Origin of the sequence: Streptomyces sp. NBC_00224 (assembly GCF_041435195.1) — a bacterium.
In the GTDB taxonomy this organism is placed as follows: Bacteria; Actinomycetota; Actinomycetes; order Streptomycetales; family Streptomycetaceae; genus Streptomyces.
This window is the reverse complement of sequence record NZ_CP108106.1, coordinates 314,651-340,510: the sequence shown is the minus strand read 5'-3', so window position 1 is coordinate 340,510 and position 25,860 is coordinate 314,651. Positions and strand designations below refer to the sequence as shown.

Below are 25,860 nucleotides of genomic sequence, written 5' to 3'. Positions count from 1 at the left end.
CCCCCTCCATGCGTGCGGCGGACACCAATATGATCAGTACGGTGAAGGCGAGCAGGAACCCGTGACGCGCCCACTTTGTTGCGCGCCGGACAGGGGTGCCACCATGGCGAGTCGGAAGAACCGGAAGTCTCCCCGCGCCTCTCATCGAGTCGCGCCGTCGGACCACCTGTCCGCGCACCACTGCCTCACCAGAACGACTCAGTGCTCGGCTCTGCTGCCGGTAGGGCTGGAGCGGATGCGCCTCACACCGGTGGACCTCGGCAGGCAGCCAGACCGCAGCCTGAGGCGCGTCGCCGGGGGAGTGCGCATCCCCGAACGCGGCAAGACCGCGTGTGGCAGGTAGGTATCTTCGCCGTAGCTGTATGACGGCGCTCACCAAACCTTCCCGCCGCCCCTCCTCGATGTCCCGAGGCAGGAGCACACGGCGCCTTTGGTGGCTCATGTCGTCTGAAGAAGCAGACTCCTGCGTCTGCTCGGCGTCGCCGTCCAGGGGTTGCCTTGAGGTGTTCCATGGCTCGTCATGCTGATCGAGCGGCGCCGGTGGTATCCGACCTGCGGGCGTAGCCGTGCTCCCGGTCGCGTGGCTGTGAGTCGGCGGCAGTGTCTGTCCCAACTCGTGTTGCAGCCTCGCGGTCAAGGCAAGCAGGCTACGCACGACCGCTTCCGACTCCGCCAATTCCGCCTGCGCTCGACGCTGCGCCTCCCTGATCGCGTCCCAAGCCTCAGGCTGCGGCGTCTTTCCGCTTGTTGTGGGAATCCTCCCCGCCTCCGCGTCACAGGCGGCGGCGTGCAAATCCCTTGCCCGGCGGATGAGTTCCACTCGGCTGCGCTCGTCCCGGTATTGACTCAAGACCACGCGTTCCAGCAAGTTGAGCGGAATGATCTTAAGGCCTGAACGATAGTCGCTCCAGGTGCTCTTGCCGCTCCCGTAACACTTGGCCAGTTCGCGGACTGTACGCCCTTTGGTCATGTCCCGAAGAAAGACAGCAAGTTTGTTTGCCTGGGCTGTCTCGCCTCTGGGCTCTCCTTGCAGACGTCCCGCCCTGCCCATTTTGAACCCCTTTGGTGTTCATGGGCGCACACCGCTTCGCCCTGCCGTCAATTCCAACCTCAGAAGAACAGGAATCGGATAGCTGGTCCAGCGATTGTCGGACAATCTTGGGCAGTTGAGATGCCGAGATCCAACTCACGCTCGCCGCCGGACCGGACGGGTGGGCGCATCCTCGGGAAGCGGCAGCCGGAGGTGTCACCCCGCCCACCCCCGGCGGCCGGGGGCGTCGCAATGCTCCTCGAACGCCCGTCCATGGTCGTCCCTCGCGGTGCCGTCCCCCTTCGACCCTTGTCCGCGGACAATGTGTTTGTCCGCGCCCCACCTGCGGATACGCGTGTTTGTGTTGACGGACAACCAGACGCATCACACGGTGAGACGGCACCCGGACCAGCCCGTGACACCCACCTGGAGGATTCATGTCACCTGCTGCCGCGCCAAGCCGTACGCGGTCCACGGAAACCGCAATCGCTATGGGGATCCGGGGAATCAGGCCTTCCAGATTCCTGATCGCGCTGGCGAGCATTGCCGCACTGGGCGTGGCGGCACCGCAGGCTCACGCCGATCCGTCGCCGCGTGCCGCCGAGGTCACGGCCGGGGCCAACGCCGAAACCCGGGCCCTCGCGGCCGCCCACCCTCGGGAGGTGCGTGCGGCAGCCGTGGTGTGCGGTGAGGGATACGTACTCGACAACGGCTATCGGCTCCCGACCAATGAGCAGCGACTGGCGACCCTGTTCACCTATCGCATACCGACAGGCGGTAACCCGAACGACGAGCCGACCTGCGCGATCATGGACAACAATCTGAGTGTGCGCAAATGGATGAAACTCAAGTTGTGTTCGAACTGGATTGCCGACGGATGTGCAGAGGACTCCGGCTACTTCACGCAATACGCGGGCCCTGTGTACCGTGCGCGGGGAGGGTGCGGAAAAGTCTACGCCATCATGAAGGACACGCCGAATTCCAGCGGGGCAATCGTCGATGCCATTCGCCCGGCAACGGTCTGCGACTGAGTTCGACTGCCGGCGAAGCGGGAACTGAAGCATCCCCGCCGCCCCGTCGCGCCGGATCTCAGCCTTGAGGCGGCGCGACGGTGCGCTCGGTGCAAGCGTGTTTGTAGTGAGGCAGGCTTCCAGGGATGAGATCCGTATGACGGGCTCCCGTCGAATCCCAGCGGCCACATTGGTGCGTCAACATCTCGCAGGTGAAGCTTCCCCGTGATCTTGGACACTCGATCTTTATGCCGCGAGGTCGTGTGGGTGGCGCTGCCGGGTCTCGGCTGGGGTGAGGTATCCGAAGACCTTATGCTTGCGTAGTCGGCGGCGGTTATAGAACGTCTCGATGAAGTCGAAGACCTCGGCGCGGGCGGTGGCCCGGTCGGGCCAGATTCGGGTGCCGATCTCTTCTTTGAGCAGGGCCCAGAGTCTCTCCGCGGCGGCGTTGTCGAAGCCGGATCCGGTGCGTCCGCAGCTTTGCCGGAGGCCCAACTCACGTATTTCAAGCCGGACGGCCGTCGGGGCCCTGCACGAGGTGGGCTCGATGCGGCTGCACGCGCCTGGCGATCAGCATGCCCGCCACCAGCGCGTGCGGCGCCACCCACGGCTCCGCGATGCCCCGCTCGGTGAAGGACCGGGCGATATACTCCTTCAATGTGAAAAAGGTGAGCGCCCGTTGAGGGTTGCACAGCGCGCGGGAAGTCCCTTCGTCCACGCCCCAGCGCCGCAGCGCCGGCGCCGGTTCCCCGGCGGCGGCCAGCCGCGCTCCCTCGCCCAGCCAGGCGGTGTCGGCCGTGGCGTGCCGTTCCAGCCAGGCGACGTGGAAGGCCTCCGTCTCGCACTGCAGCGCGTCGAGCTCGCCGATCGCCTCCAGGTGCGAGCGGGGCATAGGGCTGTACACCAGCTCCGGGTCCAACGCCTGCCAGGAGAAGGGCCGGGCGTGCTCTGACAGATCGGTGGCGGCCTCCGTGGCTTTCATTGGTACGCGCAGGAGACGGCGTGTGGACAGCTGCTTGCCCGGCTTGAGCTGCTCCAGCAGCCAGCCCGTCCGGACCGCGGCCGGGGGATGCGTGCAACCGCGGTGGATGAACAGCGTCCGCTCCGCCACGTGCAGGGCCATCATGGCCATCAGCGCGGCCATGGTGGCCCGTTCCAGCATCACCATTGTTTCCAACCGGCTGCGGCTTTGCTTATCACTGGCTCGTCTGGTGGCCTGGAAGGCGAGCCGGTCTGCGTCCCGTTCCCTGCGGTCGTCCGCGGAGCAGGCCGGGAGGTGCTCGCCCGGCGCGAACGCGTTCGGGCCCTGGGAGTGCCCGAGAACGTGGTGGGCCATCTCATGGCCGACGACGAAGCGATAGGCGAGGTGACTGAGCTGCGAGGCGTACCGCTCGCCCTCCGGGCTGAGCCGCACCCCCAACTGCGTCGACACGGCCAAGGCCCGCTGATGGGCGGTGTGGTAGCGCAGCAGGGCGGTGAGCACGTCCTCGTATCCGAAGACCTCCCCCTTGCCCAGGTCGCGCAGCACCCGCCAGAAGGCCGTGGGCCGTAACGCGGCGTGGGACCTCTTGTCGGCGCAGAGAGCGAGGTACTGGCAGTAACTGGAGCACATGCCGAAGATCCCGTCGGCGACGATGACTAGGCCCGAGCCGTCGTCGAAGGGGGTCATCTGGGCCGACACGGCTTGGTCGAGCGTGGTGACGACGCGTACCGAGTCGAGCCGGGCGGCGCTCGCCCCGAGGTCGGCCATCGCGGCACTCAACTCCTCGCTCACCATGTCCACGAAGGCGATGGACAGGTCGGTGACCGGCTTGGTGGAGTAGTCGTCGAGCTGTCGCAGCAGGTCGTGGGCCCCGAGTTCCTGTAGTTGCCGCCGCTTTTCCGCCAGCGCCGCCTCGCGGTCCGCCTGGAGGAGCGCACGCTTGCGGTCCGCCAGGGTCTTCATGGGCGCGCGGGCGCGTTGTGGCAGAAGGTGCCGAGTCCCACCCTGGCGACGAGGACGGCAATGAGGGTGGCCGTCGTGGGGTCGCCGATGGACTGCTGGAGCAGTTCCTGGAGGGCGTAGGCGTCGAGGAGCCGGTCCGAACCGGTGGTGCCCATGAGCGCCTGGGCCCGTTCGTGATGACAGATCTTGCTCTGCAGTTCCCGGTGCTTGTTGGCGAACCACTGCTGCCCGAACCGGCGTTTGTCCTCGTCGTCAGCGGGGGAGAGCCCCACGCCCTCACCCAGGAGCTCCGCCCCCAGCAAGGCGTACAGCTCGTCGTCGCTCCTGCTCCAGTACTCCTCGACGGTCATGTGGTCCCGTCCCCCCGCCGCCCCCGAGCGGTCACTCGCCGTGACCCGCTGCCATCTGAACGGGAGCATAAGGCCTGCCGCTTCCGTGCGGTGCGCGGGAACGAAGAACTGTGCACGGATGCGGCCGGAGCGACGGCGGGGGTGCGTGTGGGGGACGCCGCGCTCAGCCGTCGGGTGCGTCGTGGCGGCGGAACGTGGCGCGATACACGCTCGGCTGCCGTCCCGTGTGCCGGGCGAAGAGGGCGCCGAACGTCCCGACGTCGCGGTACCCGACCGGGCGGCGATGCTCGCGACGGTCCTCTCGGTCGTTTCCAGCAGCTGCCTGGCCCGGCGCACCCGGGCGGTGTGCAGATACGCGAGGGGCGTCTGGCTCGCCTCGTCGCGGAAGCGGCGCAGCATGGTCTTGGTGCTGACCTGGAACGCCAGGGCGAGGGCGGCAGGTCGTAGCGCGCCGTGAGGTTCTGGTCGAGTCACCGTTTGACGCCGAGCGAGAAGCCGCTGCCCACGGCGGCCAGGCGGTCCAGGTCGACGTAGGCGGACTGTGTGGAGCGCGCGTCATCGAGGAGCGCGACGCGCGCGGTGGCGCGGGCCACGGCTGACGTTCTGTCAATTCGCTGGGATCAAGGCATGGCCGCGTGTCCTGATCCGGCTGGCGCACAACGGGTTCTCGGACGTGGAGCGTCTCTAGCACTGCCGAAGCACTGCTGACCGCACCCTGGTGTACACCGCCGATGGCGGAGGGATGCGATGCCGGCCTGAAGGACGTGCTCTACGGGCAGGGCAGCATCATTCGTGGCGCTGCGCGCGGCCGCCGGCAGTGGACCGGAGCTGGGGGTGGGGCCGGACTGCACGGAAGCAGTCTGTACAGACGCGATCGGCCGTAGCATCTGGCTATGACGGGAGTTGGGGCGGATGCGTACCTGCTGGTGTGGATGTACGAGCGCAGTGCCCAGGGAATGGGAGATCTTGCTGGTCCGGAGGATTTCCCGTGGAGTGGAGACGGGGTAACCGCTTCAGACTTCGGGCCGACCTGAACGAACTGGTTCGCCGAGACCAGCTGGAACGGAACTTTGTATTCCGCAGAGGTGACCCGTATCGCCTGACGCATGCCGGTGAGTTGGAAGCACAGCGGCTCCTGTACCTGCGACGTGACTCTGAAGGGCGCCAGCAGCATGCCCACAACGGCCTGATAGCCGCGGCCTTTCGCGCTTCCTACAGTCCCACCGTCGGTCTCGAGGCGTTCCTCGCGATGCCGCAATCGCAACTGTACGGCGACTCCCTGACCCTCGACGAGGTGCGCGCAGCGGCGGCCTTTCTGATGGAGCGGGGCTTGGCTACCCTTCAGGAAGGGAACGCTCAGTATCCGCTCAAGGCTCTCTTGACGCTGACTGGAACAGGAGTGCAGTGTGCCGAGAGCTCACTCCTCGTGAAGGACTTCCTTATGCAGAACGGCCATCTCCCGACCTTCACCACCAATATTCATGGCGGTCACAACATTCAAGTCGGCTCGGAAAACACCCAGAACAATAACATTGGCTTCGACCCCTCTCAGTTCGTCGACTTCGCCCGCCAGGTCCTCGCAGCCGCACCGCGGGTAGAGATCGCGGAGGAACTCAGGGGCCAGATTGTCCGCGATGCCTCCCGTCTCGAAGAGGAGAGCACCAGCCCCGCCCCTGAACCGAGCCGCGTACGCCGGGCCCTGGATGGTCTGATGGAGACCCTTCTGCAGCACTCCACCGACGGCGTCGCGCAACTCCTGTACGAGACCGGCCGTAGCCTCCTTGCCTGATCTCCTCACGGTTCTCGGTCATGCGCTTTTCGATCCAGCCAGGCAAGGTTTTCCGGGTAGGCAATTGATCGACGGCCTCCGGAGTCGGGGCAGGGGAGGCGGGGAACGGCCCGCAGTAGTCAGGGACGTGACCGGCCGATCAAGTTCGGAGTGAGATGGTGAGGGCTGCGGCGGTTGCGGTGCCGAAGTGAACGTAGCGGCGCTTGTCATAGCGGGTGGCCACCGGTGCATTGCCCAGGCCGAGTACCCCATCTGAGCGGGTCGCGCTTCCTGCGGAGGACTGGCGCGACGCTGCCGAACGCACGGCGGACGGCGGCATGATCTGGCAACGCGGCGAGAGGGAAACCCCTGTCTCCATACCTCCGCGCGACTACTGTCCTGCTGGTAGATCGTCCGACCGACGAGAGGGCTGAGTCGTGCTGACCACTACGCACCCCCCGTAGGTACCTCTGGAAAGCCCAGAGGTACCTACGGAGGCTCTCGATGTCCCGAACCGTCCGCACAACTCCCAGCAAACTCCGCGTCCAAGACGGCGCTTCGGAGTCCATGTCCCTGTGCGACCTGCGCTACACGCACGCTGAACTGGCCCAAGCCACCCGTGAAGGCCGTCGCCCTATCCCTACGAAGATGCTGCGCCGGGTCACCTCCTGGCAGTGGATGGTGCTCTATTGCAGAAAGGGCTCGTTCTCTGCCGAGATCGCTACGGCTGAAAGCCGGGCCCGGCTTCAGGGGCGACTTGAAGCCCAGAGGATCCACGGACTGCACTACGCCGGCCACGACCTTGACGAGGCAGATATCCCTCCGGTCCGCCACCGTCACGGCGGGCTCTGGAATGCTTGGTGACACGAAGCGCCCAAGACTGACCGGCACGTGCGAGCACATAAAGGGCCTACGGCGGGCCGCCCAAAGCCGTACAAGATCGCAGAGGAGACTTTCGTCATCCCGTGGGCCCTTGAGGCCCCGCCGGTCGGTCACTTCCCGATGAATTCGATGGTGATTCGGGGAGCCGAACCGGTCCTGGTGGACACCGGGGCGCCCGCAGTGCGTTCCCAGTGGTTGGAGGCAGCCTGGTCCGTCGTGGATCCTCTGGACGTACGGTGGATCTTCCTCACCCACGACGACCGCGACCACGCGGGCAACCTCCTGGCGGTTCTCGCGGAATGCCCGAACGCGACCCTGCTGACGACATGGTTCTCCGCAAGTTGTTAGAGGGTGTCTGAGAAGTCCTTTTCGGGGAAGGTGAGTTGGTAGTGGATGCGCCCTCGGGGAGGTGGGGATGTGAACCGGATCACGACGGCGACGCGGGCGGTGCTCGGCGGGACCGAGTTCGCGGACGTTTGCGTGTGGGGCGGGCAAGCCGGGCCCGGAGCGGTTCCCGTACGACTCCTGAGGTCTCCAAGTCGCACGGACCTTCGACTCCTCTCACCTGCCCCCGTATACAGTGGTCAAGATCCGGCATTTCACCAGGGATGCGGGGGTTGCAGATCGGTCGAGTGGGGGGCCTGACATGGCACTGTTCGGAAACGCGCACACCGTCGATCCGGCGAAGGCGCAGGGCGACTACGGGCGGCTGCTCGGCCACGGCGAGCAGGTGCACGCCGCGTACACGCTGATACGCGACACCATGCTGTTCACCGACCGTCGCTTGATCATGGTCGACAAGCAGGGGATCACCGGTAAGAAGGTCGAGTACCACTCGGTGCCGTACCGCAGCATCACCCACTTCGCGGTGGAGACGGCCGGGCACTTCGACCTGGACGCCGAGCTGAAGATCTGGATCTCCAGCAACCCGACGCCACTGCAGAAGACATTCACGAAGGGGGTCGACATCTACGAGGTGCAGGCGATCCTCACGCAGTTCGTGGCCCGCTGACGGCCCTGTCCGGCGGGAGCAACGCGCGGCTCGGCGACTGCGGACTTATGAGGACGGCGTGACCTTCAACGACTTGAAGGTCACGTCCGGCGGTGCCGGGCTGCACCTCTGGCGCCGTTGAGGTGCAGTCGGCGTTCACGTACAGGAGCCTTCATGTCCGTTCGGTTGCCCGGGTCCTGACCACTGTCCGACGCACTGCCCGTTCGGGCGCCGACGACGCAGTGGGTGTCTGAGAAGCCTCGTTCAGGGCAGGTGACTTGAGGGTTACTGCATGTCGGGGAGGTGGAGATGGCTGGTAGGCGTGTGTATCCGACGGATCTGTCCGATGCTGAGTGGGTAGTGCTCGCGCCGTTGGTGCCGCCGCCGAAGCCGGGTGGTCGTCCGCCCACGCACCAGCGCCTGAGCTCATCGATGCCCTCGCCTACTGGCGGCGGGCCGGCTGCGCCTGACGTTTGCTGCCGCACGACTTCCCACGGTGGCAGACGGTGTAACACTACTGGCGGATGTGGCGGATTGAAGGCCGCTGGGAAGAAATTCTCGCCGCCCTGCGGGTTCGCGAACGCACAGGGCAGGTCCTGAACCCACCCCGAGTGCGGGGGTGTTGGACAGTCAGAGCGTTAAGGCCGACATGCCCCGGCCGGGCGGGTATGGCTCGCCATCTCGTATCGCGGCGCCGACGAGTGGCACACCCTGCAGGGCACCCCTCAGCAGTCACTGTGGACACGCGCAGCTGGTTTTTGGGGTGATGACGGTTGCGCTCCACCGGGAGCCGTCCTTGAGGTCCACGAGGACGTCGACGTTGTCCACGGCCTCCACGTTCTCGCCGGCATTCGGCAGGAACGCAGCCTCGAACTGCTCTGTGTGGACGCGGAACCAGGGGCAGCACCAGCTGCCCGGCGGTGTGCTGCGGCTCATTGGGCGAGTGTCCGTCGCTCCAGCAGGACAGTCGTGAACCCTGGGGGACTCCGAGGGTGATCAGACCGATGCCCGGGCAAGTACCAGCTTTGGCAGGGGTTCGGTGTCGGGCTGGTCGGCGATCGTCGCGTCCAGGGCCGCCTCAAGCAGGTCCTCGAAGCCGTCCGTCGGGTAGCGCGGGGCGGCCGGGTGGGACCAGGAGAGCTGCCAGCGGACGGCGCCACCCGCTGTCAGTTCTACGGTGACCAGCTGGTTCAGGGCGCGCCGCGCGACGGGGCGGGCGAGCTCGCGGGCCGCGTCGCCCGTCGCGGCTGCCGCCTGCTCGGACGTGGGGAAGCGGTCGGCGATCCGCCAGGAGTGCCGCAGTGTCCGGGCCGTGACGCCCGACATCCGGGCGACCTCCGCGGTCGGCCACGCCATCGCCGTCTCCCTCACGAATCCTTCCACCGGGCCGGTCTCTCCGGCCCTGTTCGCAACGGTAGAAGCTGCCGCAGCGGCAGTTTCAACCCCGGTATCCGGGGAGTGCCATGGCGCTCGGGTTCGCGGCGGCTGCCACCGGACCGCAGCGGCAATCAATGTCCGTACCAGCGTCGTGCGAGCCGATGGCAAGCCGGTCGGCCTGGCCATCCGCGACGCAGACACGCCCGGCGGCGCAGCTGATGCAATGCACCCTGAGTACGGCACCAGCAAGACTCCCGGCAGGCACCTTCTCGGCGAGAGGCTGTGATGCGCGAGCGGACGACGTATGCGGACTGATCCACTGTGTGACGCTCGTTGGTTCAGCTGTGGGCCAGGTGGTACGCCCCTCCCGCGACACCAGCCCCCGCCACCAAGACGGACAAGTTGACATGGACCATGCTCCGCACCCCCTTCCTTACGTGTTCCGTCAACCAACGGCGTGCCTTCGTCGAGAGGACGTGCCAGATGAGTTCGAACGTGTGCATGACGAGCAAGGAGGCGGAGACGGTGACGGCCGGACTCGAACCGGCGGCCTGACCCCAACTCAACCAACGAGCAAGGGCAACGCTACAGGCCCGCTGGGTCTGTTGAGACAGTCCTAGCGGCTCGCCCACCAGGCGGCCCCCGCTCCCGTGGCCGTTGTCGTCACCAGCGTGACGAGCCATGTAGGTACACGCTCAATGACCAAGTGCACCGGTCCGCAGATCAATTCGAACTGTGGCGGATTATTACTGTTCGGCATTTTTAGCGCCTTTCTCCTCGACTGAGGGAGGACGCTAAACCTCGGTGTTGCGGGGCGGACACGGCATGACCGAAAGGGTAAGAAACTATTCGCAAATAGCACGTTCATGGCAGGTGCTCTGCTGTCGCTACCACCGTTGCCGTGCCATCCGAAGTCGATATACCAAATCCGATCCGTACTGGACCACGACTGTGGTACTCAGCCGAGCTCCCGCGTTGGAGGTCCCATGCCTAGACGCACCCGCCCCCCGCGCTCCGTCCCCGGGTTCCCCGAGCTGGGCATAGCTCCGCCCCGGCGCAGTGTCGGCACGCTGTACGCCTGTTTCTTCAGTTCCGATCCGAAGCCGTTGTTCTGAGGTGCATGCGACGCATGGGTTGTCGAGCCCGCCTCACGGGTTTGCCTAACCCGGAGTGCGCGACTCCCTTCTAGTGGCGTTTGTCGTTTCCGGTCAGTGGCGGCGGATTTCAGGTCATTGTGATCGAAGATCCGGTCTCCTGGACGCAGGCACCCCACGCTGGAGCGGGGTTCCGGCCCGGCCGAGATGGGCATCGCGATCGAGACGCACAGGGGGAAGGGGAAACCATGAGGGTACGTAGAGGGATACGAGGGGGCGTCGTCGTGGTGGGGGCTGCGGTGCTGGCGGTAGTGGTCGCGTCGGGCCCGGCCACGAGTGCCGACCAGTGGCGGCCGAGGCCGGGGACCTTGTACATCTCCGACCTGCCCACGACCGAGTCGTGGCGCGCTGCACCGGTCTCGCGGGGGTGGGGCGAGGAGTACGGCTGCCCGGCGGGCTGGCCGGCGGGGCCTGCCGAGGTGAACGTCTGGCACCGGGACTTCACCACCGCGGAGACCGCGTTCGCCCGGCAGAAGGTGGTGGCGTTCCCCACGGAGGCCGAGGCCGTCGCGTTCGCGGACGCGGCCCGACAGGACTACGTCGACTGCATGAACCGCCCGCAGCCCCCCGGCGTGACCGCGACCGGCTACGACCACGGCGTGGTGGACGTGGAGGAGGGGGCAACCCTCCAGGGGATGCACACCTTCAACGCCAACAACCCTGAGCGCCCCGACTTCAACTACTTGTGGGGTGTGGGCCGCGACGGGGACACGGTCACGCTGGTCCTGTGGTCGAGCTATTGGGGGGATCCGCCCGTGGCCGCGTGGAAGAACACCCTGCGGACAGCGGTGAACAAGCTGTACTGAGTGCCATGGCGCTGGGCGGGAACGCTCCGGGACCGCCAGGACGCGCGGCGGCCAGGGATTCCGTCGGCACATCCGCTGGGCGAGCCGATCTTCCACTGAATTCAGGCAGGCTCCTGGGATCTCGCGACTCGTGAGATCCCAGGAGCCGGAATCGTGGAGAGGCCGGTGACGTGGCTGGGTCCTGCGGAACTGCGGGGCGGGTCTGCGGGGGGTTGTCGTGCCGGGGGAGTGGGGGGGGCGGTGCGGTGGAGTAGGCACGTCTCCGGCATTACCCGCGCCGACCGGCTGCACCGTACGACCGCTTCCAGGACTGGGAGAGGTGCGTCGACGAGGGCGACGACGCGGATGCGGGGGGAGAGGGCGACCACCGGGTCCGTCAGCCAGCGCACAGTTTCGTCCGCGCGGCACGGGTGGGTGAGAGGCGTGCAGGATATGGACCGCCAGGACTTCGTGACCGCGGTCTTCTTGGGTTGGCGGGGCACGGTCTTGGTCTTGTCGAGGTGCCCGTACACCGTCGACCGCGGCACGCCGAACATGTCGGCGATTGCTTGACCGTCTTCTCCTGCTCGTCGTAGAGCCGTTGGGCGAGCGCAGCCGGGTCCTCGGTGAGCTTCGACCGGCGTCCGCCAACCCGGCCCCGGGCGCGGGCGGAGGCGAGCCCATCGTTGGTGTCCGCCACGATCAGTTCGCGCTGGAGCTAGGCCAGCACGGACAGCATCCCGAACATCGCCCGTCCCTCCATCGTGGACGTGTCGATGCCCTGCTCGATCACGTGCAGCCCGATGCCGCGCTCGCGCAGGTCAGCGCCGAGCGTCACCAGGTGGAGCACGGAGCGGGAGTGCCGGTCGAGCCGGATCAGCCTGGGTGTGTTCGCCGCTTGCTCAACTGTTTGTGTGTCGAGCGGGTGCCGCCTGTGGTGTTGGTGCTTGCGCCGGGCGTGAGGCGGTCGTGTCGTCTCCTTCCTGGTGGGCCGGCCGCCGGGGCAGCCGCGACGCGGGCAGCAGGCCGAGCGCGGCGAGTGAGGCCAGGATCAGCAGAGTGGAGCTCATGGTTGAAACAGCCGAGCCGGTTGCGGTGGCCGCGACGGCGATGCCGAAGGTCGGCCCGATGTTCATGGCGGTCTGCTTGAGCCCGCCGACGACTCCGGCGTACCCGGGCGGCGCGTCACCGACGACGGTCCCGGTGGCGGTGACCATCACGGCGGCGAACCCGGCACCGATGGCGGCAAAGACTGCAGCCATGGCCATCCATGTGCTGGCGGGACCGAGCCGGGACAGCCCCGCGATGCCGACCACGACGAGGACCGTACCGGCGACCGCGGTGCGGCGCGCACCGTACCGGCGCAGTGCGGCGACCGCGGCGGGTGAGCCGAGGACCATGAGCACGGTCAGCGGGAGCACGCGCAGACCGCTGGCGAGTGGGTCGAGGCGAAGTACGTCCTGGAGGTAGAACGTGGCCCTGAACAGCGCGCCGAACACGCCGGCGGTGGTGACCAGCAGAATCGCCATCGACGCCGTCACCGGTACGGACCGCGCTACGGCTGGTGGAACGATCGGGTGCGTGGTGCGGCGTTCGTGCCAGGTGAGCACCGTTGCGACGCCGATGACGGCGAGGAATTCGAGCAGCGTCGGCGCGGCGGTCCACCCCCGCGCGGGTACATCGGACAAGGCGTGGACCAGGGTTGCGAGCGCGACCGCCAGCAGGCCCGTGCTGGTGAGGTTGAGCCGTGGAGAGTTGGCACGTTGAGGTGTCGGCGCCCGTATGGCGAGGGCGAGGACGGCGATGACGAACGCGAGGGGCACGTTGATCCAGAAGACGGCGCGCCATCCCAGATGAGCTATGAGAACACCGCCCAGGAGCGGACCGGACCCTGCCGCTACCGCGATCGCACTGGTGCGGATGGCGATCGGCGTGCCGAGCCGGTCCGCGGGATACGCCAGCCGTAGCAGCGCGAGCGTCGCAGGTTGTAGGAACGCGGCGAACCCGCCCTGCACCGCGCGCAGGACGATCACCCAGCCGACGTCCGGCGCGAGCGCGATCCCGGCCGAGGCAGCCCCGAAACCGAGGACGCCGACGAACAGTAGGCGGGGGTGCCCGTACCGATCCCCGAGGCGCCCGGCGATCACGAGTAGCGCGGCCACGGCGACCAGATAGCCGGTGCTCGTCCACTGGATCTGCGCCACGCTCGCGCCGAGATCACGCTGCATTCCGGGCTGCGCCATGAGCAGGATGGTTCCGTCCAGTGCGACGATCATCGCGCCGACCACGCTGACCAGAAGTGCCATCTGGCGCTGTGCGGGTGCGGTCATGAGGTCGCCGGGCCGAGATGGGCGTCCAGAACTGTCGCGATGAGCCGGTCGCGTTGGTTGTCGCCGGGGTCGCCGTCCAGCGGTGGGGCGCCGAGGGCGAGTTGCAGGCTGCCCCAGGCCCACAGCTGGGCGATGCCGTGCAGGTTTGACCACAGGGCGGCGGCGGTCACGGCAGGCGGCGGTGCGGCCTCGTTCGGCCCGTCGGTGCGTTGCGCGGCATCCCGCTCCGATCGGCATCGGGCGACGAGTCCGGTGATGTGCCCGAACAGCGGGAGGGTCGACTCGCGCAGCTTCGGTTGGTCCGATGCCTGCGCCGCGCTGTCGAGCAGGTCGTGCCGCCACATGAGTTCGAACATGCCGCGGCGTTCCAGTGCGTATCCGACGTACGCCCGCGCGAGAGCCTCCAACTGGCCGCGCGGTGTGGTCGTGCGGGCGACCGCGGCCTCGAATCTGGCTGCGAGATCCTCGAAGCCGCGACGGGCGATAGCCGAGAGCAGCGCGTGGTGCGTGGGGAAGTACCGGCGTGGCGCCCCGTGCGACACCCCCGCTCGACGGGCTATTTCCCGCAGGCCCACGGACGCGGAGCCCTCGGTCAGCACAAGGTCGACCCCGACATCGATCAACCGCTCCCGAAGGGAGCTCTCATCAGTCATAGACTGTGTCTACCGTGCACAGTAGACACTGTCTACTCATATTGGTGAGTGATCATAATCCTCAGCGGGTGGCGGGGGCCGCCTCGGCTCGCTCGCTCACGGCGGCACGCTGACCGGGAATGGTCACGCCCGACAGGCCGAGGCGCTTGTTCATGTCGAGGCGGAACGTGCCGTACGGGTTGATGTTCGACCAGAACAGCGCGGTCAGCCCACGCGGGTCCTCGTCGCTCAGCTTCTTCGCCCAGGCCGGTTCGGCGAGGACCTGCTGAAGCAGCAGTGCGTTGATGTGTACGAGGCTCGACTGGAGCAGGTGCAGGGGCGGTAGCCGGCGTGCAGGCTGCCCCTTGGCCCGGCCGGGCACCGGATTCGCGGAGTCCTTCCCTGACGTTGTCCTTCATACTGCCGGCCAGCGTGTCTGCCGCGGACTGGGTGCCACCGGAAGGGCAAGTGTCTCGACGGGGCATGTCGTCCTGTCCGCTGCCCTGGGGGAGTCCCGAGCGGTCTCCCTGCCGTTCCGCGGACCGTTGGCCTGTGCACCTTGCCGACCGGGCCGGTACAACTTGGAAGTCGATCTCTCCAAGTCGAGGTCCCGCTCCGTCCGGACGATCTATGTCGTTCTCTTGGACGATTTTGGGTACGGCCAGTTGACCGTGGCGATGTTGTCGGATGGCGCCACCCTCCATCTGCATTCTTGTGGCAGTGTGCCGTCGTCGAGTTGGGTGAGCCAGTGCGCGGCTCCGGGCGGGAAGTGGCCCAGGCTGCGGGTGTTGCGCGGGAATAGCTGGTTTGGCCCTCGAATACGCCGCGCGTACCGGTAACCGCTGGAGCGTGCTGATCACTCTTCCGCGGAAGAGCATCACCCCGCCCGCTCTGGCCTCCTTCGACGGAAGGCTCCACGTCGCGTTGGTCCGCAAGGACAAGGCGGTGATGTGGAGCTGCCTGGAGAACGGGATGTGGCGCAAACCCGCGCAGGTCGGCGGAGACCTCAGCATTTTCGCCCCCGCCCTGTGCGCGGGCCACGGCAAGCGATCGTCCTCGGCGTCGGTGTTCCTCCCTGACGCGGCATCGGTCGTCAGTCGAGGCCTTCGATGATGCGGAAGTCGCGCTCGACGCAGTCAGCAAGTACGGCCAGTGCCTCCTGGTAGGCCGCACTCGCGCGTGCGGCGACCGCCTGTTCGAAGCTGTCGAACTCGATCAGGACGGTGCGCTCGGCGATTCCGGCGTCGTGTGCGACGACCCGGCTGCCGCGGGAGAGCAGCCGCCCGCCCGCGGCCTTGACGGCTGGACCGGCCAGCTTGTCGTAGGCAGCAAGCCTCTCAGGGTCTGCGATGGTGCGGTAGACGCTGACCCAGTAGCCCTTGGCCACGGTATCTCCTGTGTTCGGAATTGATGATCAGAAGCATGCTCAGATCCATGGCCGGCGCGCTGTGGGTCAGCGAGCCGACGGAGACGGCGTCGAAGCCGGACGGCCTCGATCAACCGGCCGGGGGCTGCGATCGGATTGGTCTCGGGTGGGCGTCGGCGGGCGAGGACGAGCCAGAGCCGGTCGAGTCGATGACTGGCCTCGCCGGAAGGGCCGCGGCCCGGACTGGAACGGAGAGGAGCCGACAGGTAGGTGCGAGTCGCACCAGTACGACGTGATCGGCCATCAACCCTGAGCCCCTGCCACAGATGCCGCCAGAACTGGCCGGGCTCTCACAGGAGCTGCTGCGGACCGGCACCTTCGCCTTGAGGCGCGCAGGCCTCATCGCATGACCGTGCGCACGATCGCTGCCTGGCCGCCGACTCGGATCCGGTGTCCCGTGCGGTCGCGGTGGGCGGTCGCTGTGATGGTGGACGGGCTGCCGAGGTGATCACCCATGTCGACAGCGAGGCGGTGTGTGCCGAACCCGGCAGCATGGGCTGCCAGGCAGGCCGTGCTGTTGGCGTTGGCGATGTCCTCGGGGACGCCGATCGACGGGGCGAACATCCGGGCTGCTGCTCGGCCGTGTCGGTCCGGGGGCGAGTAGGCGTAACAGCCCAGCAGACCGTAGCGGTCACAGGCTGCGCGCAACAGGGTTAAGTCCGGCGTGAGTTCGGCCAGTGCGGCGCGGGATCGGATGGGCAGCAGAAGCCTCGGCCGCCCGTTCGACGCCACGCAGGCGTCGCCGGCTACCGCGTCCTCTGTCAGTCCGAGGCCGCCTACGACTGCCCTCAGTTCGGGTCCACCGGTGCTACGCAGGCTGACCGGGCCCGGGTCGAACGACGCCGTCAGGCCGGCATCGTTTCGGCTTGCCCGACCGGTGAAGCTGCGGTGGGCCGTACGCAGGGCGGCGCGGTAGTCGTGGTCGCCGCCTTCCCGTTCGGCGAGCACGGCGAGGGCGGCGACGGTGCCGTGTCCACAGGCGGGCAGTTCGCCCTGGGCGGTGAAGAACCGCAGTGTGTACGCGGGCCGACGACGCTCGATTCCGGTCGCGCGGAGGAAGACGGCGTGCGATGTTCCCAACGCCGCGGGAATGCGGCATCGCTCCTCCTCGGTGAACGCCGCATCACCCAGAACGGCGGTCGGGCTGCCACCCGCGCCGTCTCGCTGACACGCGACGACGAGCGCTACCTCGGACATGGCACCGGGCCGGTGGTCAGCAGCATGGTCAGGTCCAGTGTGGGCGCGCTGTGCGTCAACGCCCCGACCGAGATGAGGTCGACGCCCGTCCCGGCGATGTCGAGAACTGTGTCCAGGCGGATGGTGCCCGAGGCTTCCAGCAGGATCCGGGAAGCGTCGGCCCGCCCGGCCCGGAACTTCACGACCTGCTCGATGCCGGCCACCGGCATGTTGTCGAGCATGATCCAGCGGGCTCCGGCGTCGAGGGCCTCGGCGGCCTGTGTGACGGTCTGCACCTCGACATCGATTTCCATGGTCTGCCCGGTGCGCGCCATCCCGCGCCTGACCGCCTCGATCGCGGCGGTCACCCCGCCCGCCGCGGCGATGTGGTTCTCCTTGAGCAGGACCATCGCCGCGAGATCGAGGCGGTGGTTGTGGCCGCCGCCGGCGGTGACCGCGTACTTGTCCAGGGCGCGCAGGCCCGGCGCCGTCTTGCGCGTGTCCAGGATGCGCGCCCTGGTCCCTGCCACAGCTTGGACGTAGCGGTCGGTCAGCGTCGCGATGCCGCACATGCGCTGCAGGAAGTTCAGCGCCGTACGCTCCCCGGTGATCAGGCTGCGCGCCGAACCGGATAGGTGCACCAGGACCTGGCCGTCGGACAGTCGGGCGCCGTCGGCGACGGCCGGCTCGACCTTGACCTCGGGGTCGACCTGCGCGAAGACCTCGGCGACCACGGGGAGGCCGGCGGCGATGCCGCTTTGCCGGGTGCGGATCTCGGCCGTGGCCACCAGTTCCTCGGGAACGCTCCACACGGTGGTGATGTCGTTGCCTGACGCGTCCTCGGCCAGGGCGGCAGCGGCGGCGGCCCGTGCTGCCGCCGAGGGAAACTCGGTCGTGGTCATCTGGTCTCCAGCTCTGAGTGGATGTTGGCTTGGTGGCGGCAACTGCCGACGAGGCAGCACTGAAGTTCCGCTGGGCCGGTTCGCAGCCTGGTGGATCCTGTACTCGATCTCCCACGTGCCGGTCACCCGTCCCCCCGCCACGAACAGGTTCCGAGTGAGCCGTCCGTGCGACTCGGCGCCGACGCCGAACTCGGGGCACCATGCGCACGTACCGGTCCTCCCGGCCGGTCTCGCCTCCGTCTACACGGGCTTTGAGGAACGCCTGTCACCCAGGTAGTCGGGGGCAGGTGCCACAACAGCCTCCTCCGTTTCGATTTCCGAAGCGGTCACTGATGCTAGCGTGTCGGAATTCGAAGCATCAACCCTGGAGAGCTGGACATCCCGACATGGCAACACCCAGACCTGGCAATCCTGTTCGCGGCTCGACCACCGGCCGCCCCCTCATGGCCGCACTCGATCTGTTCGGGCGGCGGTGGAGTCTGCGCATCCTGTGGGAGCTTCGCGCGGGCCCGCTTGGATTCCGCCCCTTGCAGAAGCGGTGCGACGACATGTCCTCCAGCGTGATGCGGCAGCGCCTGACCGAACTGCTGGATGCCCAGGTGATTCACCAACTACCGGACAGCCGCTACGAGCTCACCTCGCTGGGACAGGAGGCGCGCCACGCCCTGAACCCCCTCGCCCGCTGGGCGGAACGCTGGGCGGCCACGATCGACCCGCAAGGGGCGGACCACACCGACGACCAGTCCGCCAGCCGCGTCTCACATCCGGACACCGTGGACGACGGGACGCCGGAGAGGGACTCCGCGGACTGACGCCCGCCTCGGATCGGATGCGGGGCGGGACCGCCGGGTCACGAGGTTGCCGGCGCTCGGCCGAGCGCCGGGGACAGGCGCGAAACCTCCGCCAATCCTCGTGAAAGCAACCGCCAGGTCAATACGCCTCCTAGGTGGCCCATACGGCCGATTCGAATCCGAAGCTGACGAGCGGGGTCTCGGCGTACGGTCCGGTGACCGGTCAGCTGGCTGCCACGGTCTCGCTGGGCGCTCTGGCGGTTCTGGGCTCCTGTCTCACAACTGGTGGATGAGGCAGAGGCGTTGGCCTTCGATCATCTCGCCATCGTCTCGGTTGCCCTGGAGGAGATCCGCAGGAAGATCGAATACACCGCTGTCGCCACAGCATTGTGTGGGCGGCCAACCTCTACCGTCGGGGGAGCGCATGGCTGCTCAGCCCGCCTCTGCTGCGCGGCAACGGGAACGCAGCGTAGCCTGCCTCGGGGTTCGATCCACACACGAGAAAGAGGTCCGGGCGGGACTGGGCCCGCGCCAGTCATGCCCGGCACCTGCTGGTGAGCTGGGTGTTGGTCCGTGACTGGTCCGGAAGCACTGGTTGGGAGCGGGGCGGCGGTGGGAGATAGCGGCAGATATGCATGGACCGGTTCTTGCTCTGAGCCAGCCAAGCGGAAGGCGGCTGATGGGTAAAATCTCAGTTCAGTCGCCTTTTCTCATCCCCTTAAAGGAAGCCGAGCTTCTTCGGCGAGTACGACACGAGCAGGTTCTTCGTCTGCTGGTGGTACACCAGTTACGCCCATGCTGACCAGCGGAAACGGCAGTTGGTGCGGATACCTGACGTGGGCTGGTCCGGGAATGGTCCGGATCTTGGTCCGGGCAGTCCTGGGGTGGAGGGGATGGGGGTGGGCTGGGAAGCTCTGGGAATGATCGGGAGTGGGCTGGGCTACCAGGTGGCCACTGTGCTGCACATGAGCAGTGTGCGGCCGCCGGATGTGACATCGGGCCAGCTGTTCGCTCGACGTCCAAGCAGCAGTGTCCGGGGCACCAATCGTTGGTCAGGACGAAACAGGTTCCTGAAATGCAGCGATGCCTTCACCGGCAACGGCATGTGTCGGCCGCTGCCGACGATTGCAGTGTTGGTGCCTATGAGATCAGCGGAGTCGTGCGCGCCCACGGGGCCCGCTCACATGCAGGCGTGCATCGGCACTCGTCTACACGATGTTCGTGAGCGGGGCCGCAGTGAGCAGGGAATGGACCAGGCATCCGGACCGATGCCGACACCAGCGGCGGCGGGCGCGCGTCTCGTCGACGCCGGCTCGCGGCCCGGGCGTCCGTCAGCCGACGAACGTCGCGCGGTAGACACTGGGCGGCACTCCGACGTGTGCCTTGAACAGGGTCCGGAAGTTGGCCGGGGTGCCCAGGCCGCAGTGGCGTGCGACGGCTTCGACTGTGAGGTCGCCGGATTCGAGGAGTTCGCGTGCGCGGGCGAGCCGGGCGTCGAGCAGCCATCGCATGGGCGGCAGGCCCGTGTCGGTGTGGAAGCGGCGGATCAGGGTCCGGCGAGACACGCCGGCCCGGCGCGCCAACTGGTCGACGGTGAGCGGCTGGTGCAGGTTGCGCAGGGCCCAGTCGTACAGCGCGGGGCTGTCGGACGGCTCGGGTCGTACCGGCAGGTCGATGAACGGGGCCTGGCCGCCGGTGCGGTGGGGGGCGGCTACCAGCAGGCGGGCCAGCTGGTTCGCCAGGCGGGGGCCGTGGTCGCGGCGGATGAGGTGGAGGCACAGGTCCAGGCCGGAGGAGACTCCGCCTGAAGTGAGCACCTGGCCCTCGTCGATGTACAGGTCCTCGGGCACGACCGTCACCCTGGGGTATCGCCGGGCCAGCTCCTGCGCGTACAGCCAGTGCGTGGTGGCCCGGCGGCTGTCGAGCAGTCCGGCGGCGGCGAGGGCGAACGCGCCGGTGCAGATGGACGCCATGCGGGTGCCGCGGGCTGCCGCCCCCGCCAGTGCGGCGGTCACCTCGGCGGAGGGCACGTCCGGCTCCAGGTAGCCCGGGACGATCACGGTGTCGGCGGATGTCAGGCAGTCCAGACCGTGCGTGACGGACAGCGGAGGGCCGCCGTGCATCGGGACGGGGCCGGGCCGTTCGGCGCAGACCGTGAGCGTGTACGGGCCGTTCTGCCAGCTCCCGAAGACCTGCCAGGGGATCCCGATGTCCAACGCGAGGACGTTTTCGAGGGCCACCACGACCACGTGGTGTGCCCCGTCTGATGCCCGGCTCGTCATGGCACGATTCTATCGTTCCATGGCACCCGTGCCACTGACGGTTGGGTCCGATACGCGCCTACGGTCGCCTCATGGACACTGAAGCCCGCCTTCTGCCGGCACTCCCGGACACTCCCGTCGCCCGTGCCGCCGTCGAGCTCGTTCGGTCGCGTGAGAGCGAGCCGGTCGCCAACCACAGCATCCGCAGCTACGTGTTCGCCGAGCTGCTGGCCGAACACGAAGGGCTGAAGCCCGGCATCGACTTCGATGCCGAACTCCTCTTCCACGCCTGCGTGCTGCACGACCTCGGGGCCTCGCCGTCGGCCCCGGGCCAGGCGCGCTTCGAGGTCGAAGGCGCCGATATGGCCGCCGGGTTCCTCGCCGAGCACGGCTATGGCGCTGACAAGACCGACCCGGTGTGGGAGGCGATCGCCCTGCACACCTCGGACGGCATCGCGGAGCGCCGTGGTGTGCTGGCCTACCTCACCCGCCGGGGCATCGGAGTCGACATCGGCTTCGGAACCGAGTTCGTCACCGACGCCCAGGGCGAGGCGCTCCACGGCCGCTACCCGCGCCTCGACATGGCCACCGTGCTGGTCGACGACGTCGTGCGGCAGGCCGCGCGCTCCCCGCAGGCCGGCGCCCGCTACACCGTCCCCGGCGAATTCCTCCGCGAGCGCGGCGAACCCGGCGCCGTCACCGCCCTCGAACTCGCGGCGCGGGCCTCCCGCTGGGGTTCTTGACGCCGACGCCGGCATCGCGCCGCACGGGCGTAGCGTCGGCAGCGGGCACTCCGACGGGCCGCCGTGCACCAGATCCGCGCGCTGACATCTTCGCGTGATGCCAGGGCGTTCGGCCGACTGATGACCTGATGCGGTCTCACGGGAGCAGGGCGGCGACGCCGTCCACGGACGCATACGGAGGTTCAGTGGTGAGGAGCCAGCCCGAATCGATGAGGTGCCGCCGCGCAGCCGCCGGCGCGGCCCGGCCTGCGGCACTCCATTTGATCGTGCTCCCCGGCGGCGGGTACGCGGAGCACACGGCACACGAAGCGGAGCCGACCGCCGGCTGGCTCGGTGGGCTCGGCATCCCGGCGAGCGTGTTCCGGTACCCGCTCCATGCGCGCCATCCCTACTCGCCGCTGCCGACCGCGACGGCGTCGGGGCTCAGGTGGCAGCCGTCACAGGCTGTACCGGGGCTTGGGGGGTGTTACGAGTGTTTGGCTTCCTTGCGTGCGTCGAGGATCTGGCCGATGCGGCGGGCTCCGGCCGTATCCGTGATCAGTACCGCCCCGTTCCCCCCCGTCGTTGTCCGGTGCGGTTCAGGCCATTGGCCGGGGTGCGCTCTGTCGGCCCGTTTGCGGCTGTAGGAGGCTGACGGCCAGAGCCGGCCGCGGCCGCGGCGCGCATCAGGCGAGGGAGTCATCCATGGGAAGCGTTCCCGACGGCACCTATCACATCAAATTCAACAACGATCAATTCCTGACCGTCGGGGAAGAAGGGGCCGTCACCCTTTTGCCCGCCCAGGATCAAGGGCAGACGTTTGAGGTGAGGCGCACCCGCGAGGACAACTACGCCATCTCTAAGTCTTCCAGGATCTGGCCCAGCCCGTTCGTGTGCTACGACGGGGCCCCGGCGGCCCCGTATGAAGGCACGAGGGTGCGCGTGCGGGTGAGCGACTTCCCTCCCTGCGAGTGGAAGATCACCCAAGGTGCGCAGCCGGGAACCTTCACCATCGTTGTTGCCGGTGGGGGAGAGCCCCTGGCGATCGGAATCGCGCCGATTCCGATCTTCCCGCCCTTCCTCCAGCTGACGTCCGGTTCCGACGGGGACCGTGGCTGGACGTTTGAGGAAGCCAAGTAGCCGCGGTCTCCTGATGCGCCTCGGCCGCGCTGGACACGGCCGAGGCGGCGTCGCTCTTTGAACACCCGTACGCGAGAAAGACGTCCGCGTTACCAGCGCATGTCGAGGGCGTTGAGGTCTGCTCGCCGTTCCACCGACAGCTTCGCGGCCCTGCGTCGTGTGTTGTCGAGGAAGGTGCCGAGTTTGACTTCTACGGGGCTGTCACCGCCTGCCTGGAGCCCGGTGGGACCGTCCCCGGTTTCTGGTCGCTTGAGTCGCTCGACGTGTTTCCTGGGTACGTTCAGATGCCCTTCTCGTGCGTGGTACTGGCGGGCGGCGGCGAGGTTGAGGGCCCATTTGTCGTCTCGGGTGGGGGGAGCGACGGGCTGATCCTGGGGCCAGCGGGCTCGAGTCCGAGGATTTCCAGCAACACCTGTTGCCCGACAGTGAGCTGGTGCCATCCGCGCCGTTGTGCGGTGACCCATCGTCCGAGGTCTTCGCCCTGGACGATGACGGCGCCTGCCTGGGCGGGCAGCGGTTCGCCGGCATCGACATGGGCTTTGGTGAGTTGGAAGCTGCGTTGCCAGTTGGTGTCCCATGCGGGGCAGCAGCCGGGGTCGATGTCGTCGAGGGCGTCCAGTCGCGTCTGCGGCATCGCACCGGCCGCGTCTACGGGCATCCCGGCTTCCCGGCAGACGATGTTCACCAGGGCTTTCCTTCCCGCCGCCCGTTGGTTTTTGGCCCACACCCCGATGGGGTAGCCCTGCCACGCCGCGGTGGCCGGCGGGAGGAAGTGGCCATGTTCGGCTGCCCAGACCAGCGCACACTGCTCACCCGCCTCGGTGCGGCCCCCGACCACAGCCGGCGAACGACCAAGCAGCCGCCCGCACAGACCAGCACCCCACGCCGCCGCGCCTTCACACAGAGCGCCGAACTGCTGCGCGCCTTCATCGAGCGCTACGGCCGCCCGCCCGGGGCCCGGGAAGGGATCGAGGTGGACGGGGAGCGAGTGATGATCGGCCCGTGGTGGTGCAAGACCCGCATGAAGCCGACCGCCGGACAGCTCGCCAAGGCGGTCCGGAATCCAGCCGTGTGCCCTGGAGGTCTGGGACCGCATGGGCCTTGCCGGCGCCGCCCTGGAGGCCACCGTCGCGCTGTGCGGCCAGCTGATGTACGTCAACGGCTGCGAGCAGGCCCATCGCCGTGACCTGCACCGGCCAGCCTGCACGTGCACGCCGAACTGGACACTGGTACCCACCCGATGGGAATCTCAACCAGCCGCGAGCACCGGCGCTCGCTGCCGGTCACGCCCCATGACCAGCACGGATCGTAGAACTACACGAGGGCTCCGGCGGATCCTCATCATCGTGACCGCTTGGTAGATGGCCAACAACCTGACATGCCGCTCGACGGGCAGCGGGTCTGCCGTAACCGCATCGCTAAGTCCCGCATCGAAGAAGGTCGGGTAGCCCGAGGGCGCGATCACCTAGGGCTACCCGACCACCGAAGAATACGTACGCTGTGGCGCCCGGCGCGAAACGGCTGCCCGCTCAACTACGGACCCCCGCCATGACACTGACTCTTGCCGGAGAGGCCGAACGAACCAGCGTCCTCTACCGCACTATCTGCGCGCATCTCGACAGAGGTGATCTGCAGTCTCGGTTCGCCGCGGCGTGCGACTGGGCGATGTGGGCATGCGCTGGCGGCAACGAGGAGGAAACCGCGGAAGCGGCACGCGCCGCACTGGACACCGCTCTGCGTCTGGCTCGTATCTGGTTGCCAGCCGGCGAGGCGACAGCACACCGGTCGCACCGTAGGGCGCAGACGGCCGGGGAGGTCCGAGACCACTTGTCACAGCACCTGTGCGGTTCGGCCGCGCCTGACTTCGACATGGCGCGCTCGCTGTTCATCGCTTGTTCATCCCGGATCGGCGAAGCTGCCCTGTGCGACCTCATGGAGACTGGAGAGGGCACATTCGTCGAGCGTTACCGGACGGCCGCGGGAAAGCTACGGCTCCTGGAGCGGTCCTCGCTGGACGTGGCTGGACTCGCAGGCAACAAACCCGTGCTGGCGCACCTTTGGAATCGATCGCGAACAGGCGCACGAACTCAGCGTCACCCCGACCGCAAACTCAGAAGTGAGGCCTGGAGTTCAGTTCCTCGTCGACGGCGCTGGGGCGTCGACCGTCCCCGCAGACGCGGGCTCCAGGACGAAGACGGGGATCACACGGCCGGCCTTCTCCTGGTATTCGCCGTACGGCGGATACGCGGCGACCGCGCGCTCCCACCACTCGGCCTTCTCGTCCCCGGTGATCTCACGGGCCGTCATGTCCTGGCGTTCGGGCCCGTCCTGGAGCTCCACGTGCGGGTTGGACATGAGGTTGAAGTACCAGACCGGGTGACGCGGGAAGCCGCCCTTCGAGGCCACGGCCACGTACCGCCCCCCGTGCTCCACACGCATCAACGGGACCTTGCGGATCTTGCCGCTCTTCGCCCCGCGCATCGTGACAATGACGACGGGCAGGCCCGTGTCCCACAGCGTCGTTCCCTGTGCGCCGCCCGAACTCTCGTACAGCTCGACCTGCTCACGCACCCACTGCGCCGGACTCGGCTCGTACTCGCCCTCAAGAGGCATCGTGGTCACCCCGTCGTCGCTCACGCATCATGGTGCACAGTCCAGCACAAGCCTCGCGCGAAGGCGAGAGGGCCGTTCGCGCTCCGCCGCCAGACACGGTCGAGACCGGAGCCGGGGCAGGGCGCTGCCTTCCAGTGGCCGACACCGCCACCCGGGCCACGGCCGGTGAGCCCGGCTACCACCTTGAACTGAATCGCTCCGGAGGCACGGGGCGGGGTGCCCGTCCGGTGAAGAGGGAACCCCCTTGAGCCCGTTCACGGTTCACCCGGCTTCGCCTGCCTGCTGGGCCGGGCGGGATACGCCGCGCCAGAGGAATGATCTTGTCTGGTAAGCCTGTTGCCGCGGCTGTCGGCCTTCGGATGTGATGCTTTGCCGTGGTGGCAGAACGCGTCTTCTTGCGCGACGCAGCGGTGGAGTGTCCCATGGTCGAAGCACCGGGCGTACGTGGTGGACTACCTCTGCTGGTCACAGGCTTGGAGCCGAGGGCTCCGCGGGTCGCGCCGCTGAAGCTGGTGTGTCAGGGGACAACTAGATCGCGGGTCGGCGCGGTCGCAAGGCGCGGATGGGCCCATCAC

26 protein-coding genes and 1 pseudogene are annotated in these 25,860 nt (G+C 67.8%); 9 read left to right on the top strand and 18 right to left on the bottom strand.

The genetic code is table 11. From position 1 onward, the window contains the following. Positions 1-1,467 precede the first annotated feature (1,467 nt). Positions 1,468-2,061, top strand: coding sequence for a hypothetical protein (locus OG965_RS01650; protein WP_371648310.1), 594 nt, complete (start codon positions 1,468-1,470; stop codon positions 2,059-2,061). 225 nt (positions 2,062-2,286) lie between these two features. On the opposite strand, the gene OG965_RS01645 is transcribed toward OG965_RS01650, so the two are convergent. The 5 genes and pseudogenes from OG965_RS01645 to OG965_RS01625 all read right to left on the bottom strand — a co-directional run bounded on the left by OG965_RS01645 (position 2,287) and on the right by OG965_RS01625 (position 4,928). Further along, positions 2,287-2,535 (bottom strand): hypothetical protein, encoded by a 249-nt coding sequence (locus OG965_RS01645; RefSeq protein ID WP_371648308.1) that lies wholly within the window; start codon positions 2,533-2,535, stop codon positions 2,287-2,289. Between the two features lie 10 nt (positions 2,536-2,545). Then, a complete protein-coding gene (locus tag OG965_RS01640) occupies positions 2,546-3,985 on the bottom strand; it encodes a hypothetical protein (protein ID WP_371648306.1) in 1,440 nt (479 codons plus the stop codon). Beyond that, positions 3,982-4,335, bottom strand: a complete 354-nt coding sequence (locus tag OG965_RS01635) for a hypothetical protein (RefSeq protein WP_371657184.1) — start codon at positions 4,333-4,335, stop codon at positions 3,982-3,984. Before OG965_RS01635 ends, OG965_RS01640 begins: the two co-directional genes overlap by 4 nt. A gap of 327 nt (positions 4,336-4,662) precedes the next feature. Continuing rightward, positions 4,663-4,734 (bottom strand): annotated as a pseudogene (locus OG965_RS01630) (hypothetical protein); the annotation flags it as partial. A gap of 71 nt (positions 4,735-4,805) precedes the next feature. Beyond that, positions 4,806-4,928, bottom strand: coding sequence for a hypothetical protein (locus OG965_RS01625; protein ID WP_371648304.1), 123 nt, complete (start codon positions 4,926-4,928; stop codon positions 4,806-4,808). A 395-nt stretch (positions 4,929-5,323) separates the two neighbouring features. Here OG965_RS01625 and OG965_RS01620 point away from each other — a divergent pair, with 395 nt between their 5' ends. The 3 genes from OG965_RS01620 to OG965_RS01610 all read left to right on the top strand — a co-directional run bounded on the left by OG965_RS01620 (position 5,324) and on the right by OG965_RS01610 (position 7,997). Further along, positions 5,324-6,124 (top strand): hypothetical protein, encoded by an 801-nt coding sequence (locus OG965_RS01620; RefSeq protein WP_371648302.1) that lies wholly within the window; start codon positions 5,324-5,326, stop codon positions 6,122-6,124. 990 nt (positions 6,125-7,114) lie between these two features. Continuing rightward, entirely contained in the window at positions 7,115-7,333 is a 219-nt protein-coding gene (locus OG965_RS01615) for an MBL fold metallo-hydrolase (protein WP_371648300.1), read from the top strand. Between the two features lie 298 nt (positions 7,334-7,631). Continuing rightward, on the top strand, positions 7,632-7,997 hold the full coding sequence (locus OG965_RS01610) for a PH domain-containing protein (protein WP_371648298.1): 366 nt from the start codon (positions 7,632-7,634) through the stop codon (positions 7,995-7,997). Between the two features lie 711 nt (positions 7,998-8,708). Here OG965_RS01610 and OG965_RS01605 read toward each other — a convergent pair. After that, positions 8,709-8,912: a hypothetical protein gene (locus OG965_RS01605; protein WP_371657183.1), complete on the bottom strand. Its 204-nt coding sequence runs from the start codon at positions 8,910-8,912 to the stop codon at positions 8,709-8,711. Between the two features lie 60 nt (positions 8,913-8,972). Next, positions 8,973-9,332, bottom strand: a complete 360-nt coding sequence (locus tag OG965_RS01600) for a hypothetical protein (RefSeq protein WP_371648296.1) — start codon at positions 9,330-9,332, stop codon at positions 8,973-8,975. A 1,363-nt stretch (positions 9,333-10,695) separates the two neighbouring features. On the opposite strand from OG965_RS01600, the gene OG965_RS01595 reads away from it, so the two are divergent. Beyond that, the gene (locus tag OG965_RS01595; RefSeq protein WP_371648294.1) at positions 10,696-11,313 is read left to right on the top strand and encodes a hypothetical protein; all 618 of its coding nucleotides are present in this window, start codon (positions 10,696-10,698) and stop codon (positions 11,311-11,313) included. Positions 11,314-12,010: 697 nt separating this feature from the next. Here the strand turns inward: OG965_RS01595 and OG965_RS01590 are convergent. The 4 genes from OG965_RS01590 to OG965_RS01575 all read right to left on the bottom strand — a co-directional run bounded on the left by OG965_RS01590 (position 12,011) and on the right by OG965_RS01575 (position 14,636). Then, positions 12,011-12,142 (bottom strand): recombinase family protein, encoded by a 132-nt coding sequence (locus OG965_RS01590; protein WP_371648292.1) that lies wholly within the window; start codon positions 12,140-12,142, stop codon positions 12,011-12,013. A gap of 52 nt (positions 12,143-12,194) precedes the next feature. Then, the gene (locus OG965_RS01585; RefSeq protein WP_371648290.1) at positions 12,195-13,622 is read right to left on the bottom strand and encodes an MFS transporter; all 1,428 of its coding nucleotides are present in this window, start codon (positions 13,620-13,622) and stop codon (positions 12,195-12,197) included. Further along, entirely contained in the window at positions 13,619-14,275 is a 657-nt protein-coding gene (locus tag OG965_RS01580) for a TetR/AcrR family transcriptional regulator (RefSeq protein ID WP_371648289.1), read from the bottom strand. The genes OG965_RS01585 and OG965_RS01580 overlap by 4 nt, the downstream gene beginning before the upstream one ends. Before the next feature lie 61 nt (positions 14,276-14,336). Next, positions 14,337-14,636, bottom strand: a complete 300-nt coding sequence (locus OG965_RS01575) for a Tn3 family transposase (RefSeq protein ID WP_371648287.1) — start codon at positions 14,634-14,636, stop codon at positions 14,337-14,339. Between the two features lie 425 nt (positions 14,637-15,061). Between OG965_RS01575 and OG965_RS01570 the strand changes: the two genes are divergently transcribed. Next, a complete protein-coding gene (locus OG965_RS01570) occupies positions 15,062-15,367 on the top strand; it encodes a hypothetical protein (RefSeq protein WP_371648285.1) in 306 nt (101 codons plus the stop codon). Here OG965_RS01570 and OG965_RS01565 read toward each other — a convergent pair. From OG965_RS01565 to nadC, 3 genes are all read right to left on the bottom strand, one after another. After that, positions 15,348-15,641: a DUF1330 domain-containing protein gene (locus tag OG965_RS01565; protein WP_371648284.1), complete on the bottom strand. Its 294-nt coding sequence runs from the start codon at positions 15,639-15,641 to the stop codon at positions 15,348-15,350. The two genes, OG965_RS01570 and OG965_RS01565, sit on opposite strands and share 20 nt — an antisense overlap. 378 nt (positions 15,642-16,019) lie before the next feature. Then, on the bottom strand, positions 16,020-16,877 hold the full coding sequence (locus OG965_RS01560) for a PhzF family phenazine biosynthesis protein (RefSeq protein ID WP_371648282.1): 858 nt from the start codon (positions 16,875-16,877) through the stop codon (positions 16,020-16,022). Then, a complete protein-coding gene (gene nadC, locus OG965_RS01555) occupies positions 16,865-17,758 on the bottom strand; it encodes a carboxylating nicotinate-nucleotide diphosphorylase (protein WP_371648280.1) in 894 nt (297 codons plus the stop codon). The genes OG965_RS01560 and nadC overlap by 13 nt, the downstream gene beginning before the upstream one ends. Positions 17,759-17,958: 200 nt before the next feature. Here nadC and OG965_RS01550 point away from each other — a divergent pair, with 200 nt between their 5' ends. After that, positions 17,959-18,570 (top strand): winged helix-turn-helix transcriptional regulator, encoded by a 612-nt coding sequence (locus OG965_RS01550; RefSeq protein ID WP_371648278.1) that lies wholly within the window; start codon positions 17,959-17,961, stop codon positions 18,568-18,570. Positions 18,571-19,880: 1,310 nt separating this feature from the next. On the opposite strand, the gene OG965_RS01545 is transcribed toward OG965_RS01550, so the two are convergent. Continuing rightward, a complete protein-coding gene (locus tag OG965_RS01545) occupies positions 19,881-20,831 on the bottom strand; it encodes a GlxA family transcriptional regulator (protein WP_371648276.1) in 951 nt (316 codons plus the stop codon). A 71-nt stretch (positions 20,832-20,902) separates the two neighbouring features. On the opposite strand from OG965_RS01545, the gene OG965_RS01540 reads away from it, so the two are divergent. Both OG965_RS01540 and OG965_RS01535 read left to right on the top strand, forming a co-directional pair. Continuing rightward, positions 20,903-21,553, top strand: a complete 651-nt coding sequence (locus OG965_RS01540) for an HD domain-containing protein (RefSeq protein WP_371648274.1) — start codon at positions 20,903-20,905, stop codon at positions 21,551-21,553. 684 nt (positions 21,554-22,237) lie between these two features. Then, complete coding sequence (locus tag OG965_RS01535; RefSeq protein ID WP_371648272.1) at positions 22,238-22,672, top strand: hypothetical protein; 435 nt, start codon at positions 22,238-22,240, stop codon at positions 22,670-22,672. A gap of 89 nt (positions 22,673-22,761) precedes the next feature. On the opposite strand, the gene OG965_RS01530 is transcribed toward OG965_RS01535, so the two are convergent. The 3 genes from OG965_RS01530 to OG965_RS01520 form a co-directional block, all read right to left on the bottom strand. Beyond that, positions 22,762-22,956: a hypothetical protein gene (locus tag OG965_RS01530; RefSeq protein WP_371656816.1), complete on the bottom strand. Its 195-nt coding sequence runs from the start codon at positions 22,954-22,956 to the stop codon at positions 22,762-22,764. Then, complete coding sequence (locus OG965_RS01525) at positions 22,953-23,768, bottom strand: helicase associated domain-containing protein (RefSeq protein WP_371648270.1); 816 nt, start codon at positions 23,766-23,768, stop codon at positions 22,953-22,955. Before OG965_RS01525 ends, OG965_RS01530 begins: the two co-directional genes overlap by 4 nt. A gap of 1,034 nt (positions 23,769-24,802) precedes the next feature. Further along, positions 24,803-25,285 (bottom strand): nitroreductase family deazaflavin-dependent oxidoreductase, encoded by a 483-nt coding sequence (locus OG965_RS01520; protein WP_371656815.1) that lies wholly within the window; start codon positions 25,283-25,285, stop codon positions 24,803-24,805. Positions 25,286-25,860: the final 575 nt, after the last annotated feature.